General features: G+C 74.1%; 11 protein-coding genes. 8 read left to right on the top strand and 3 right to left on the bottom strand.

Annotated features, from left to right (window positions below; genetic code table 11):
* The first annotated feature begins 190 nt into the window (after window positions 1-190).
* The 6 genes from rhaI to ACZ5FU_RS22335 all read left to right on the top strand — a co-directional run bounded on the left by rhaI (window position 191) and on the right by ACZ5FU_RS22335 (window position 8051).
* On the top strand, window positions 191-1351 hold the full coding sequence (gene rhaI, locus ACZ5FU_RS22360; protein WP_451530012.1) for an L-rhamnose isomerase: 1161 nt from the start codon (window positions 191-193) through the stop codon (window positions 1349-1351).
* Window positions 1352-1498: 147 nt separating this feature from the next.
* A complete protein-coding gene (locus ACZ5FU_RS22355; protein WP_469046428.1) occupies window positions 1499-3538 on the top strand; it encodes a bifunctional aldolase/short-chain dehydrogenase in 2040 nt (679 codons plus the stop codon).
* Between the two features lie 5 nt (window positions 3539-3543).
* A complete protein-coding gene (locus ACZ5FU_RS22350; protein ID WP_451530014.1) occupies window positions 3544-4995 on the top strand; it encodes a rhamnulokinase in 1452 nt (483 codons plus the stop codon).
* Between the two features lie 160 nt (window positions 4996-5155).
* On the top strand, window positions 5156-5911 hold the full coding sequence (locus ACZ5FU_RS22345) for a (Fe-S)-binding protein (protein ID WP_451530015.1): 756 nt from the start codon (window positions 5156-5158) through the stop codon (window positions 5909-5911).
* Entirely contained in the window at window positions 5908-7413 is a 1506-nt protein-coding gene (locus tag ACZ5FU_RS22340) for a LutB/LldF family L-lactate oxidation iron-sulfur protein (protein ID WP_451530016.1), read from the top strand. Before ACZ5FU_RS22345 ends, ACZ5FU_RS22340 begins: the two co-directional genes overlap by 4 nt.
* Window positions 7410-8051 carry a LutC/YkgG family protein gene (locus ACZ5FU_RS22335; protein ID WP_451530017.1) on the top strand — a complete coding sequence of 214 codons (642 nt, stop codon included), beginning with the start codon at window positions 7410-7412 and terminating at the stop codon, window positions 8049-8051. The genes ACZ5FU_RS22340 and ACZ5FU_RS22335 overlap by 4 nt, the downstream gene beginning before the upstream one ends.
* 100 nt (window positions 8052-8151) lie before the next feature.
* On the opposite strand, the gene ACZ5FU_RS22330 is transcribed toward ACZ5FU_RS22335, so the two are convergent.
* Both ACZ5FU_RS22330 and ACZ5FU_RS22325 read right to left on the bottom strand, forming a co-directional pair.
* Window positions 8152-9690: an FAD-dependent oxidoreductase gene (locus ACZ5FU_RS22330; protein ID WP_469046374.1), complete on the bottom strand. Its 1539-nt coding sequence runs from the start codon at window positions 9688-9690 to the stop codon at window positions 8152-8154.
* An 85-nt stretch (window positions 9691-9775) separates the two neighbouring features.
* Window positions 9776-10360: a hypothetical protein gene (locus tag ACZ5FU_RS22325; protein ID WP_469046372.1), complete on the bottom strand. Its 585-nt coding sequence runs from the start codon at window positions 10358-10360 to the stop codon at window positions 9776-9778.
* A gap of 165 nt (window positions 10361-10525) precedes the next feature.
* On the opposite strand from ACZ5FU_RS22325, the gene ACZ5FU_RS22320 reads away from it, so the two are divergent.
* Both ACZ5FU_RS22320 and ACZ5FU_RS22315 read left to right on the top strand, forming a co-directional pair.
* Window positions 10526-11383 (top strand): AAA family ATPase, encoded by an 858-nt coding sequence (locus tag ACZ5FU_RS22320; protein ID WP_451530020.1) that lies wholly within the window; start codon window positions 10526-10528, stop codon window positions 11381-11383.
* Window positions 11380-12756 (top strand): VWA domain-containing protein, encoded by a 1377-nt coding sequence (locus tag ACZ5FU_RS22315; RefSeq protein ID WP_451530021.1) that lies wholly within the window; start codon window positions 11380-11382, stop codon window positions 12754-12756. The genes ACZ5FU_RS22320 and ACZ5FU_RS22315 overlap by 4 nt, the downstream gene beginning before the upstream one ends.
* Before the next feature lie 65 nt (window positions 12757-12821).
* Here the strand turns inward: ACZ5FU_RS22315 and ACZ5FU_RS22310 are convergent, their stop codons facing one another.
* On the bottom strand, window positions 12822-13181 hold the full coding sequence (locus ACZ5FU_RS22310) for a cupin domain-containing protein (RefSeq protein WP_451530022.1): 360 nt from the start codon (window positions 13179-13181) through the stop codon (window positions 12822-12824).
* Window positions 13182-13398 lie beyond the last annotated feature (217 nt).

Below are 13398 nucleotides of genomic sequence, written 5' to 3'. Positions count from 1 at the left end.
CGCCTCGAAAAGTTTTCGATAGCCGAAGTTCACACAACGGTCACGGAAGCCGGACCCGGCCGGAGGGGTTGACACACCCCCGACGGCCTCATAGCTTCCCGTTCTGAATCGTTTCATCCGGAAGCCCTTCGAGAGGTCCTTCCGGAAGCCGATCAGGATGCTTTCCGGACCGATGTCACAGGAGCACTGAGTGACCGACCTCGTCGCGGTGAAGGCCGCGCTGAAGACCCAGGCCGTAGAGACGCCGTCGTGGGCGTACGGGAACTCGGGGACCCGCTTCAAGGTGTTCGCCCAGGAGGGCGTGCCCCGCGACCCGCGGGAGAAGCTCGACGACGCGGCGAAGGTGCACGAGTTCACCGGCGTCGCCCCGAGCGTGGCCCTGCACATCCCGTGGGACAAGGTGGAGGACTACTCCGCACTTGCGAAACACGCCGAGGACCGGGGGGTGAAGCTGGGGACGATCAACTCCAACACCTTCCAGGACGACGCCTACCGGCTGGGCAGCGTCTGCCACCCGGAGGCCTCGGTCCGGCGCAAGGCCGTCGACCATCTCCTGGAGTGCGTCGACATCATGGACGCGACCGGCTCCGCCGATCTCAAGCTGTGGTTCGCCGACGGCACGAACTACCCCGGCCAGGACGACCTCCGGGCCCGGCAGGACCGGCTGTCCGAGGCCCTGGCCGAGGTGTACGAGCGCCTCGGGGACGGGCAGCGGATGCTGCTGGAGTACAAGTTCTTCGAGCCCGCGTTCTACTCGACCGACGTGCCGGACTGGGGCACCGCGTACGCCCACTGCCTCAAGCTCGGTCCCAAGGCCCAGGTGGTCGTCGACACCGGGCACCACGCGCCGGGCACCAACATCGAGTTCATCGTGGCCACGCTGCTGCGCGAGGGCAAGCTCGGCGGGTTCGACTTCAACTCGCGGTTCTACGCCGACGACGACCTGATGGTGGGGGCGGCCGACCCGTTCCAGCTGTTCCGGATCATGTACGAGGTCGTCCGCGGCGGGGGCCTCGGCTCCGAGGTCGCGTTCATGCTCGACCAGTGCCACAACATCGAGGCGAAGATCCCGGCGATCATCCGGTCCGTGATGAACGTCCAGGAGGCCACGGCGAAGGCGCTGCTGGTCGACCGGCCGGCGCTGGCCGCCGCGCAGGCCTCGGGGGACGTCCTGGAGGCGAACGCGGTGCTGATGGACGCGTACAACACCGACGTGCGGCCGCTGCTGCGCGAGGTGCGGGAGGAGACGGGGCTGGACCCCGACCCCGTCGCCGCGTACCGCGCCAGCGGGTGGGCCGAGAAGATCGTCGCCGAACGGGTCGGCGGGGAGCAGGCCGGCTGGGGCGCCTGAGCGTCCGCCGCGTCCCGGCCGGCGCGGGTGCGGGCCCTGCGGGGCCGGTCGCGCCCACGCGGCGGGGCCGCGCACCGGCACGGCCCCGCGCCCCCTTCGTCACCCCGTCTCCTGTGAACCCGTCTTCTGTGAAAAGGACTGGAAGTCATGGCACCGCACCCCGAAGCCGCCGCACTCCTCGCCCGGTCGCACCGGCTCGGCGCTGACCCCCGCAACACCAACTACGCCGGCGGGAACACCTCCGCCAAGGGCACCGACACCGACCCCGTCACCGGCAACGACGTCGAACTGATGTGGGTGAAGGGCTCCGGCGGGGACCTCGGCACCCTGACCGAGGGGGGACTGGCCGTGCTGCGGCTGGACCGGCTGCGGGGGCTCGCCGACGTCTACCCGGGCGTCGAGCGCGAGGACGAGATGGTCGCCGCGTTCGACTACTGCCTGCACGGCAAGGGCGGTGCCGCCCCGTCCATCGACACCGCGATGCACGGCCTGGTCGACGCGGCCCACGTGGACCATCTGCACCCCGACTCGGGCATCGCGCTCGCGTGCGCCGCCGACGGGGAGAAGCTGACCGCCGAGTGCTTCGGGGACGGCGTGGTGTGGGTGCCGTGGCGGCGGCCCGGCTTCCAGCTCGGCCTGGACATCGCGGCGGTGAAGAGGGCCAACCCGCAGGCCGTCGGCTGCGTCCTCGGCGGACACGGGATCACCGCCTGGGGCGACACCGCCGAGGAGTGCGAGCGCAACTCGCTCCACATCATCCGCACCGCCGAGGCGTTCCTGGCGGAGCGCGGCAGGGCGGAGCCCTTCGGCCCGGTGCTCGACGGCTACGGGCCGCTGCCCGAGGACGAGCGCCGTGCGCGGGCCGCCGCCCTCGCGCCGTACGTGCGGGCGATCGCCTCGCAGGACCGGCCGCAGGTCGGGCACTTCACCGACACGGACGTCGTGCTGGACTTCCTGGCCGCCGCCGAACATCCACGCCTCGCCGCCCTCGGCACCTCCTGCCCGGACCACTTCCTGCGCACCAAGGTCCGCCCGCTGGTCCTCGACCTGCCGCCCGCCGCGCCGCTGGACGAGGCGGTCGCGCGGCTGAAGGAGCTGCACGCCGCCTACCGCGAGGAGTACGCCGCCTACTACGCCCGGCACGCGCTGCCGGACTCCCCCGCCATGCGCGGCGCCGACCCGGCGATCGTGCTCGTGCCCGGGGTGGGCATGTTCTCCTTCGGCAAGGACAAGCAGACCGCCCGGGTCGCCGGCGAGTTCTACGTCAACGCGATCAACGTGATGCGCGGCGCCGAGTCGGTGTCGACGTACGCGCCGATCGAGGAGTCGGAGAAGTTCCGCATCGAGTACTGGGCGCTGGAGGAGGCCAAGCTCCAGCGGATGCCGAAGGCGAAGGCGCTGGCCACGCGGGTGGCGCTGGTGACGGGCGCGGGCAGCGGCATCGGCAGGGCGATCGCGCACCGGCTGGTCGCCGAGGGCGCGTGCGTCGTCGTCGCCGACCTGAACGGGGACAACGCGGCCGCCGTCGCCGAGGAGCTGGGCGGGCCGGACCGGGCCGTCGCCGTGACCGTCGACGTCACCTCCGAGGAGCAGATCGCCGACGCCTTCCGGGCCGCGGCGCTCGCCTTCGGCGGGGTCGACCTGGTGGTCAACAACGCCGGCATCTCCATCTCCAAGCCGCTGCTGGAGACCTCCGCCAAGGACTGGGACCTCCAGCACGACATCATGGCCCGCGGCTCCTTCCTCGTCTCGCGCGAGGCGGCCCGCGTGATGATCGCGCAGGAACTGGGCGGCGACATCGTCTACATCGCGTCGAAGAACGCCGTCTTCGCCGGCCCGAACAACATCGCCTACTCCGCGACCAAGGCCGACCAGGCCCACCAGGTGCGGCTGCTGGCCGCCGAGCTGGGCGCGCACGGGATCCGCGTCAACGGCGTCAACCCCGACGGCGTGGTGCGCGGCTCGGGCATCTTCGCGAGCGGCTGGGGCGCCCAGCGCGCGGCGACCTACGGGATCGAGGAGGAGAAGCTGGGCGAGTTCTACGCGCAGCGCACCATCCTCAAGCGGGAGGTGCTGCCCGAGCACGTGGCGAACGCCGTCTTCGCGCTCACCGGCGGCGAACTCACCCACACCACCGGCCTGCACATCCCCGTCGACGCGGGTGTGGCGGCCGCCTTCCTCCGGTGACGGCCGTGAAGTCGTACGCCGCGGTCGACCTCGGCGCCTCCAGCGGGCGCGTGATGGTCGGCCGCGTGGGCCCGGACACGCTGGAGCTGGCCGAGGCGCACCGCTTCCCCAACCGGCCCGTGCGCGTGCCGGAGGGCCTGCGCTGGGACGTGCTCGGGCTGTACGCCGGGGTGCTGGAGGGGCTGCGGGCGGCCGGTACGGCGACCGGGGGCCGGCTGGACTCCGTCGGCATCGACAGCTGGGCCGTGGACTACGGCCTGCTGGACGCCGACGGGGCCCTGCTGGGCAACCCGGTGCACTACCGCGACGCCCGCACCGAGGGCGTTCCGGAGAAGGTGTGGGCGAGCGTCCCGGCCGCCGAGCTGTACGCGGCGACCGGACTGCAGTACGCGCCGTTCAACACGCTGTACCAGCTCACGGCGGCCCGGGAGAGCCGTCAACTGGCCTGCGCGAGCAGGCTGCTGATGATCCCCGATCTGCTGTCGTACTGGCTGACCGGCGAGCAGGGCACCGAGCTGACCAACGCCTCCACCACCCAGCTCGTCGATCCCCGGACCGGCGACTGGGCATACGGCCTCGCCGGGCGGCTGGGCGTCGACCTCTCCCTGTTCGCGCCGCTGCGGCGGCCCGGGGACGCGGCGGGCGTGCTGCGGGCGGAGGTGCTGGAGGAGACCGGGCTGACCGGGCCCGTGCCGGTGACGGCCGTCGGATCGCACGACACGGCGTCCGCGGTGGCCGCCGTACCGGCGACGGGCGGGCGCTTCGCCTACATCTGCACCGGCACCTGGTCCCTGGCCGGTCTGGAGCTCGACGCGCCCGTGCTCACCGAGGACAGCCGCGCCGCCAACTTCACCAACGAACTGGGGCTGGACGGCACGGTCCGCTACCTCCGCAACATCATGGGGCTGTGGCTGCTCCAGGAGTGCGTGCGGGCCTGGGGCGACCCGAACCTGAGCGGGCTGCTGCGCGACGCCGCCGAGGTGCCGGCGCTGCGGTCGGTGGTGGACGCGGGGGACGCCGCGTTCCTCGCCCCGGGCCGGATGCCGGAGCGGATCGCCGAGGCGTGCCGTGCCTCCGGGCAGCCGGTGCCGGGCACCCCCGCCGAGGTCACCCGCTGCATCCTGGACTCCCTCGCGCTCGCCCACCGGCGGGCGGTCGAGGACGCCCAGCGGCTGGCCGGCCATCCCGTCGACGTCGTGCACGTCGTCGGCGGCGGCACCCGCAACTCGCTGCTGTGCCAGCTCACCGCCGACGCCTGCGGGCTGCCGGTGGTGGCCGGTCCGACGGAGGCCGCCGCGCTCGGCAACGTCCTCGTCCAGGCCAGGGCGCACGGGCTGGTGGGCGACCGGCAGGACATGCGCGGGCTGCTCGCCAGGACCCAGCACCTGACGCGTTACGAACCGCGGGGCGGCACCGGCCGCTGGCGGGACGCGCAGGCCCGGCTCACCGCGCGGTGAGCCGGGGCCCGCGCCCGGTCCGGGCCGGCCGCACGGGAACCGGTTCCGGGCCGGGCCCGGGCGCGGGCCCCGGGCCCGCCAGGCGTGGGCCGCGGCCCGGCCCCGGTCCGGCCTCCGGACTACCCTGCACCCATCCGATGACCGACCCCGAGGAGCCGCGATGCGTGTCGCACTGTTCCTGACCTGTGTCAACGACACGCTGTATCCCGAAACCGGCCGCGCCGTGGTGAGGCTCCTGACCCGGCTGGGTGTCGAGGTCGACTTCCCGATGGCCCAGACCTGCTGCGGCCAGGCCCACTACAACACCGGCTACCGCCACGAGGCCGAACCCCTCGCCCGCCACTTCTCCGACGTCTTCGGGGAGTACGAGGCGATCGTGACGCCGTCGGGGTCGTGCGGGGCGATGGTACGCGAGCTGTATCCGCGGATGGGCGAGCGGGCGCGCGCCGAGGGGCGCGGCGACACCCTCGCCGCGACCCTGGCGCCGGTGGTGCCGAAGACGTACGAGCTGACGGAGTTCCTGGTCGACGTGCTCGGCGTGACGGACGTCGGGGCGTACTACCCGCACACCGTGACCTACCACCCGACCTGTCACGGGCTGCGCGGTCTCGGTCTCGGGGAGCGGCCCCGGCGGCTGCTGGAGGCGGTGAAGGGGCTGGAGCTGGTCGAGCTGCCCGGCGCCGAGGAGTGCTGCGGCTTCGGCGGGACCTTCGCGCTGAAGAACGCCGACGTCTCCGCGGCGATGGGCACGGACAAGGTGCGCAACGCCGAGTCGACGGGCGCCGAGGTGCTGTGCGCGGCCGACAACTCGTGCCTGATGCACATCGGCGGCACGATGACCCGGCTCCGCTCCGGCCTGCGGCCGGTGCACATCGCGGAGATCCTGGCGAGCACGGAGGAGGAACCGGCCGTATGAGCGGGACGTATCTCGGGATGCCGGCGTTCCCGGAGGCCGCCCGCGAGGCGGTCGGCGACACGACGCTGCGGGGCAACCTGCGGCACGCCACGCACACCATCCGCGCCAAGCGCGCGGCGGCGGTCGCCGAGGTGTCCGACTGGGCCGCGCTGCGGGAGGCCGGCAAGCGGATCAAGGACCACACGCTCCGTCATCTCGACCGCTACCTCGAGCAGTTGGAGGAGTCCGTCACGGCGGCGGGCGGCACCGTCCACTGGGCGGCCGACGCCGACGAGGCCAACCGGATCGTCACCCGACTGGTCCAGGAGACCGGTGAGTCGGAGGTCGTCAAGGTCAAGTCCATGGCCACGCAGGAGATCGGCCTCAACGAGGCCCTGGAGGCCGCGGGCATCCGCGCCTACGAGACCGATCTCGCCGAATTGATCGTGCAGTTGGGCAAGGACCGGCCCTCGCACATCCTCGTCCCCGCGATCCACCGCAACCGCGGGGAGATCCGCGACATCTTCGCCCGCGAGATGGGCGAGTGGGGGCGCCCGGCGCCCGAGGGGCTGACGGACACGCCGGCCGAACTCGCCGAGGCGGCCCGGCTGCACCTGCGCGAGAAGTTCCTGCGGGCCAAGGTGGGCGTCTCCGGCGCCAACTTCATGGTCGCCGAGACCGGCACCCTGGTGGTCGTCGAGTCCGAGGGCAACGGGCGGATGTGCCTGACCCTCCCCGAGACGCTGATCTCGGTGGTCGGCATCGAGAAGGTCGTACCGTCGTGGCGGGACCTGGAGGTCTTCCTCCAGACCCTCCCCCGCTCCTCCACCGCCGAACGCATGAACCCCTACACCTCGACGTGGACGGGCACCACCGACGGCGACGGCCCCCGCGCCTTCCACCTGGTCCTCCTCGACAACGGCCGCACCGACACCCTCGCCGACGAGGTCGGCCGCCAGGCCCTGCGCTGCATCCGCTGTTCGGCCTGCCTCAACGTCTGCCCCGTCTACGAGCGGGCGGGCGGGCACGCCTACGGCTCGGTCTACCCGGGGCCCATCGGCGCCATCCTCAGCCCCCAACTGCGGGGCACGCAGAGCGAGATCGACGCCTCGCTGCCGTACGCCTCCTCGCTGTGCGGCGCCTGCTACGAGGTCTGCCCGGTGGCCATCGACATCCCCGAGGTGCTGGTGCACCTGCGGGAACGGGTCGTGCAGGGCGGGCCGGTGACGCGGGAGGGTGACAGGGCGGTGCTGAGGCCGGCCAAGGGGCACGCCGCCGAGCGGGCGGCGATGCGGGCGGCCCGCTGGGCTTTGGGCCGGCCCGGCGCCCTGCGCGCCGGACAGCGGCTCGCCTCCCGCACCCGCCGGCTGCACCCGCGCTCGCTGCCGGGCCCCGGCAAGGCGTGGAGCGGCACCCGGGACCTCCCGGCCGTGCCGGCGGAACCCTTCCGCGACTGGTGGCAACGCACGCACGGCGGGACCGACGACAAGGGCGACAAGAGCGACAAGGGGGCCGCGAAGTGAGCAGCAGGGAGCGGATCCTGGGCCGGGTGCGGCGCGCGCTGGCCGACGTCCCGCGGGACGACCTGTCGTACGAGGACGCCGTGACGCGGGACTACCTGCGCGAGCACGGCGGGCGGAGCGTCGCGGAGACGGTGGAGCTGCTCGCGGAGAACCTGGCGGACTACCGGGCGGTCGTGCACCGCACCGACGAGGAGGGGCTGCCCCTGCTCATCATGCGGCTGCTCGCCGAGCGGGGAGCGCGGTACGTGCTCGTGCCCCCGGGACTCCCCCCGGAGTGGATGGCGGCCGCCGATCCCACCCGGGTCCACGACCGTGCCGTGTCCACGCCGCAGGAACTGGACGGGGTCGAGAGCGTGGTCACCGGCTGCGCGCTCGCCGTGGCCGAGACCGGCACCATCGTCCTGGACGGCTCCCCCGACCAGGGCCGCCGCCGCATCACCCTCGTCCCCGACCACCACATCTGCGTCGTGCGCGTCCCCGACCAGGTGGTCGCCTCCGTCCCGCAGGCGCTCGAACGGCTGGACCCGGCACGCCCGTTGACGTGGATCTCCGGCCCCTCGGCGACCAGCGACATCGAACTCGACCGGGTGGAGGGCGTGCACGGCCCGCGCACCCTGGAGGTGATCCTGGTCGGCTGAGGCCTTTCGTTCGAGGCCTCTCGTCCGAGGCCTCTCGTCCGGGTCGTGCCGGACTCGCGGAGGCCGGCGCGACCCGGACGAGGGGTCCCGAGCGGCCGCCCTACAACTCCTTGCGCTCCAGCGGCTGCTGGGCCGGGCCCTGGAGGACCTTGCCGTCCACGTCGAAGCGGGAGCCGTGGCAGGGGCACTCCCAGGCCCGCTCCGCCCGGTTGAACGCCACCAGGCAGCCCAGGTGGGTGCAGCGGGCGGAGACGGCGTGGAGCTGTCCGGCCTCGTCGCGGTGGACGGCGCGGCGTTCCCCGGCGACGCGCACGACCGCGCCGTCACCGGGGGCGATCCCGTCCACCGTGGAGCCGGTCCCCGTCGGCAGCCGGTCCCCCACGAAGTGGCGTGCCACCTCGGCCTGCTGCTTGAGGAAGGTCGCGCCCTCCCGGACGACGGAGACGATGCGGCGGGGGTCGTAGAGGTCGCTCCAGGGACAGTCCTGCCCGGTGATCCGGTCGCTGATCAGCCGGCCCGCCATGATGCCGCCGCTCATGCCCCAGCCGCCGAAGCCGGTGGCCACGTACACGTTGCGGCTGCCGGGGTGCAGGGGGCCGACCAGGGGGACGGAGTCGGTGGAGTCGTTGTCCTGGGTGGCCCAGCGATGGGTGAAGGTGAGGTCGCCGAAGTGCCCGGTGGCCCAGTCGGCGAGCCTGTCGAACCGTTCCTCGACGTCGCCGCCCGCGCCGGGGGTGAAGTGCTCGCCGGTCACGATGAGGAGCCGCCGGCCGTCGGGCAGGGGCGCGGTGCGCACGGAGCGGGTGTTGTCCTCGGGCGTGATGTACATGCCGCGCGGTGCGCGGCCGGCCTCGACCGGCGCGGCCAGCACCAGTTCGCGGCGCGGGGAGAGCCGGGTGAACAGCAGCGCGCGGTCGAAGACCGGGTAGTGGGTGGCGACGACGACGGCGTGGGCGGTCACCCGGGTCACGGACCGCGGGGACTCCACGGTCAGTTCGCAGGGGTCGCCCTCGTTCAGGCCGGTGACGCGGCTGTGCTCGTGGAGGGTGCCGCCGAGGCGCCGGACGGCGTCGGCGACGGCCAGGAGGTACTTGCGGGGGTGGAACTGGGCCTGGCCGGCGACCCGGACCGCGCCCGCGACCGGGAACGGCAGATCGGTCTCCGTCACGTACTCGGCGGGCAGCCCCGCCTCCCTCGCGGCCTCCGCCTCGGCCTTCAACCGGTCGACGCCGGCGGGGTCCTGCGCGTAGGTGTAGGAGGCGGCGTCCTCCCATTCGCAGTCGACGCCCAGTTCCCCGGCGACGGCCGCGGCGTACCGGACGGCCTCCGACTGGGAGCGGGCGTACAGCCGGGCCCCCTCGGGGCCCCGGGTGCGCCGCAGGTGGTCGTAGACGAGGGTGTGCTGGGCGCTCAGTTTGGCGGTGGTGTGGCCGGTGACGCCGGCCGCGATCCGGTCCGCCTCCAGGACGGCGACCGAGCGGCCGCGCCGGGCCAGTTCCAGGGCCGTGCTGAGCCCCGCGATGCCCGCGCCGACCACGGCCACGTCGACGGTGAGCGGCCCCTCGGGCGGGGGTGCCGGATCACCGGGCGGTGCGGTGTGCATCCAGTACGACCCGTGCGTGTCCGCCTGCTGTTCCATGGGCCCCGAGTGCCCGCGCCGGGGCCGGTCACACGGCGGGCCGGACGGTGGTCCACGGCGGCGCGGCCGTGTCCCGGCGGCGGGGTCAGCAGTAGGTGATCGGACAGCCGTGCCGCAGGGAGTACTGGGCGGCGCGCAGGTACACCGCCGCGTAGAAGGCGGTGTCGAGGTCGTCGGCCCACGGGCCCGGCCGCGCGGCGGCGGCGCCGCGCACCGCGTCCGTCGTGAACCACAGGCTCAGTTCGAGGTCGGCGCCCGTCGCCGGTATCGCGTCGAGGGGCAGGCCGAGGAGGCCGGCCAGCCGCTCACCGACGGCGAGGGCCCGCGGGGCCCCGGCGACCACCGTCTCGTCGGTGTAGGCGGAGCCGAACGGCAGCACGACCGGCTCCGCGAGGGGCACGGGCAGCAGGACGGTCCAGCCGTAGAAGGCCTCGCACTCGGCCTCCGTCAGCCGGTCCCGGCAGAAGGCGTCGAACCCCGCCATGGGCGGGGCGGCCTTCTCCTCGAACCAGCCGCCCCCGCGCCCGGCCGCCGGCCCGGGCCCCGGCCGGTAGGGCGGCAGTCCGCGTCGCCGCAGCTCGTCGCCGAGCGCCGCGGCGACGGCGCCGTACCCGCCCTCTTCCTCGCTGGACCATTCCCGCTCGTCGATGCTCACCAGATAGACGCCCATGAGCGCACGGTAGCGGGCGGCACCGACGACGCGGGCCGGGCGCCGGGCCCCGCCGGTCGCGCGGCGGGGCCCGCGGTCGCGGATCTGATGACAAGCGCGCTGAACAAGCGCTTAGATAGCCCCCGGACACCTCGCCCGCTCCGCACCCGACCGCCGGAGGCCCCGTTGTTCACGTCCGTCGACGATGTCTCCGCCCGCCTCGCCGGGACCGGCTACCTGGCCTCGCCGTCCGTCGCGACCACCGTCTTCCTCGCCGACCGGCTCGGCAAGCCGCTCCTCGTGGAGGGGCCGGCCGGTGTCGGCAAGACGGAACTCGCCAAGGCCGTCGCCCAGGTGGCCGGGGCCCGGCTGGTGCGCCTGCAGTGCTACGAGGGCGTCGACGAGTCGCGCGCGCTGTACGAGTGGAACCACGCCAAGCAGTTGCTGCGCATCAGCGCGGGCCGCGACGAGACGTGGGACGAGGCCCGCACGGACATCTTCGGCGAGGAGTTCCTCCTCCCCCGCCCGCTGCTCACCGCGATCCGCGGCGACGAGCCGACGGTGCTGCTGATCGACGAGACCGACAAGGCCGACGTCGAGGTGGAGGGCCTGCTCCTGGAGGTGCTCAGCGACTTCCAGATCACCGTCCCCGAGCTGGGCACGATCACGGCGACCCGCCGCCCCTTCGTCGTCCTCACCTCCAACGCGAGCCGTGAACTGTCGGAGGCGCTGCGCCGCCGCTGCCTGTTCCTGCACATCGGTTTCCCCGAGGAGGAGCTGGAGCGGCGGATCGTCCGGCTGAAGGTGCCGGGCGTCGACGCGGCGCTGGCGGAGTCGGTCGTGCGGGTGGTGGGCGCGCTGCGCGCGATGGACCTGCGGAAGGTGCCCTCGGTCGCGGAGACGATCGACTGGGCGCGCACCCTGCTCGCGCTGGGCGCGGACGCGCTCGACGCGGACCTCGTGCGCGACACGCTCGGCGTGATCCTCAAGCACCAGGACGACGTCCTCAAGGCGGCCGCGAAGCTCGACCTGGACGCCGTGTGACCGGCGGCACGGAGGTGGCGGAGAGGCTGACGGGCCTGGTCTCCGCGCTGCGCGCGCACGGGGTGCGGGTCGGCACCGGCGAGACGGTGGACGCGGCGCGGGCGGCGGCCGCCCTGGGCTTCGCCGACCGGGCGCTGCTGCGCGAGGGGCTGGCCGCGACGCTGCTGCACTCCGCGGACCAACGGCGGGTCTTCGACGCGGTCTTCGACCTGTACTTCCCCTACGGCGTCGGCGTGTCCGGGACGGGCGGCACCGGTTCGGTGCCGCCCGCCGGCCGGGACGACCTGCGGGACCGGCTCGCGGCCGCCCTCGCCGACGACGACACGGCCCGGACGGCCCGGCTGGCGATCGAGGCCGTCGACGGCCTGGGCGGGTACGGGAGTTCACCGGGGTCGGACGGCTGGTCGGCGTACCAGACCCTGGAACGGCTGCGCCCGCAGACGCTGTTGGCCCGGGTCCGGGACGAGGTGCGGCGGCGGGGCGGGGCTGCCGGGTTCACCGACCGCCTGCTGGAGGACGAGGTCCGGCGGCGGATCGAGGCCTTCCGGGCGCTGGTCGCCGTGGAGGCGCGGCGGCGGGTGGCCGAGCAGCGGGGCCGGGACGAGATCGCCCGGCGGGCGGTGGCCCCGACCGCGGACCGGGTCGACTTCCTGTACGCGGGCCGCGACCGGCTGGCGGAACTGCGGCGCACCGTGCACCCGTTGGCGCGCAAGCTGGCCACCCGGCTGGCGGCCCGCCGGCGCCGGGCCGCGCGCGGTTCGATCGATCTGCGGCGCACGCTGCGCGGCTCGCTGTCGACGGGCGGGGTGCCGATGCGTCCGGTGCTGCGCCGCCGGCGCCCGGCCCGGCCCGAACTGGTGCTGCTGTGCGACGTGTCGGGCTCGGTGTCCGGCTTCTCCGATTTCACGATGCTGCTGGTGCAGGCGCTGCACGACCAGTTCGGCAAGGTGCGGGTGTTCGCCTTCGTCAACCGCGTCGACGAGGTCACCGGCCTGCTCCGGCACGGCGCGGCCGACCCGGAGGGCCTGGGCGCCCGCATCCGCGCGGAGGCGACGCTGACCGGCTGGCACGGCGGCAGCGACTACGGCGTCGCCCTGGGCGAGTTCGCCGAGCGGTACGGTGCGGCGGTCGGGCCCCGCACGACGGTCTTCGTGCTCGGCGACGCCCGCACGAACATGAGCGACCCGAACCTGCCCGCCGTACGGCGGATCGCGGCGCGGGCGCGGCGGGTGCACTGGCTGAATCCGGAGCCGCGCGCGCAGTGGGGCACGGGGGACTCGGCCGCCCCGGACTACGCCGAGCTGGTCGCGATGCACGAGTGCCGCACCGCCCGCCAGCTCGGCGCGCTGGTCGGACGCATCCTCCCGGTCTGACCGGTCCGGCCTGCCCGGCTCCCGGTCCGGCGTCCGATCGGCCTCCCGGTCCGGCCGGGCCGGCCTCAGTCGGCCTTGGCGTACTCCTGGGCCATCTGCCCGGCGAAGTCGTACGCCACCACCTGTTCGTCGCCGACCACCCAGGCGTCGTGGCCGGGCGAGCAGACGAACACGTCACCGGGGCCCACCTCGCTCTCGGCCCCGTCGTCCATGCGGATGCGCATGCGGCCCTGGACGACGTAGCCATTGTGGTGGACCTGGCAGCTCTCGGTACCGGCGATCGACGCCACCGACTCCGACCAGCGCCAGCCGGGCTCGAAGGTCGCCACGGCGAAGTCCAGGCCCGTCATGTGGACGGCCTCGAGGTGCCCGCGCGGGAAATCGCGTCGCTCGTCCGGCTTGTCGATCATCTTCACTTCCAGCATGACGCTCCTCTCCTCCGACCGCGCTCGACCGCGGCCGGGGCCGGTCTCCCCGGCGGCACCGGACGTCACCGGTGGGGGCCGACCCCCACACGTTCATCCTCCGCCCGCGACCTGGGGGCCGCCATTCGGGTGAACGCGGCGCCCTCCGGGCGTCCCCGGGCGTCCAAGTCGTCCCCGGGGCCTCTCCCCGAGTCCCCGGGGTCCGGGCCCTGGGGGG

The organism is Streptomyces sp. NPDC031554, assembly GCF_055580685.1.
This window is presented reverse-complemented; position numbering and strand designations above follow the sequence as displayed.

Coding starts and splice junctions, on each gene's coding strand:
- ACZ5FU_RS22340 (WP_451530016.1), top strand. CDS start 5,908: ATGAGCGGGACGTATCTCGGGATGCCGGCGTTCCCGGAGGCCGCCCGC.
- ACZ5FU_RS22345 (WP_451530015.1), top strand. CDS start 5,156: ATGCGTGTCGCACTGTTCCTGACCTGTGTCAACGACACGCTGTATCCC.
- ACZ5FU_RS22310 (WP_451530022.1), bottom strand. CDS start 13,181: ATGCTGGAAGTGAAGATGATCGACAAGCCGGACGAGCGACGCGATTTC.
- ACZ5FU_RS22330 (WP_469046374.1), bottom strand. CDS start 9,690: ATGGAACAGCAGGCGGACACGCACGGGTCGTACTGGATGCACACCGCA.
- ACZ5FU_RS22355 (WP_469046428.1), top strand. CDS start 1,499: ATGGCACCGCACCCCGAAGCCGCCGCACTCCTCGCCCGGTCGCACCGG.
- ACZ5FU_RS22325 (WP_469046372.1), bottom strand. CDS start 10,360: ATGGGCGTCTATCTGGTGAGCATCGACGAGCGGGAATGGTCCAGCGAG.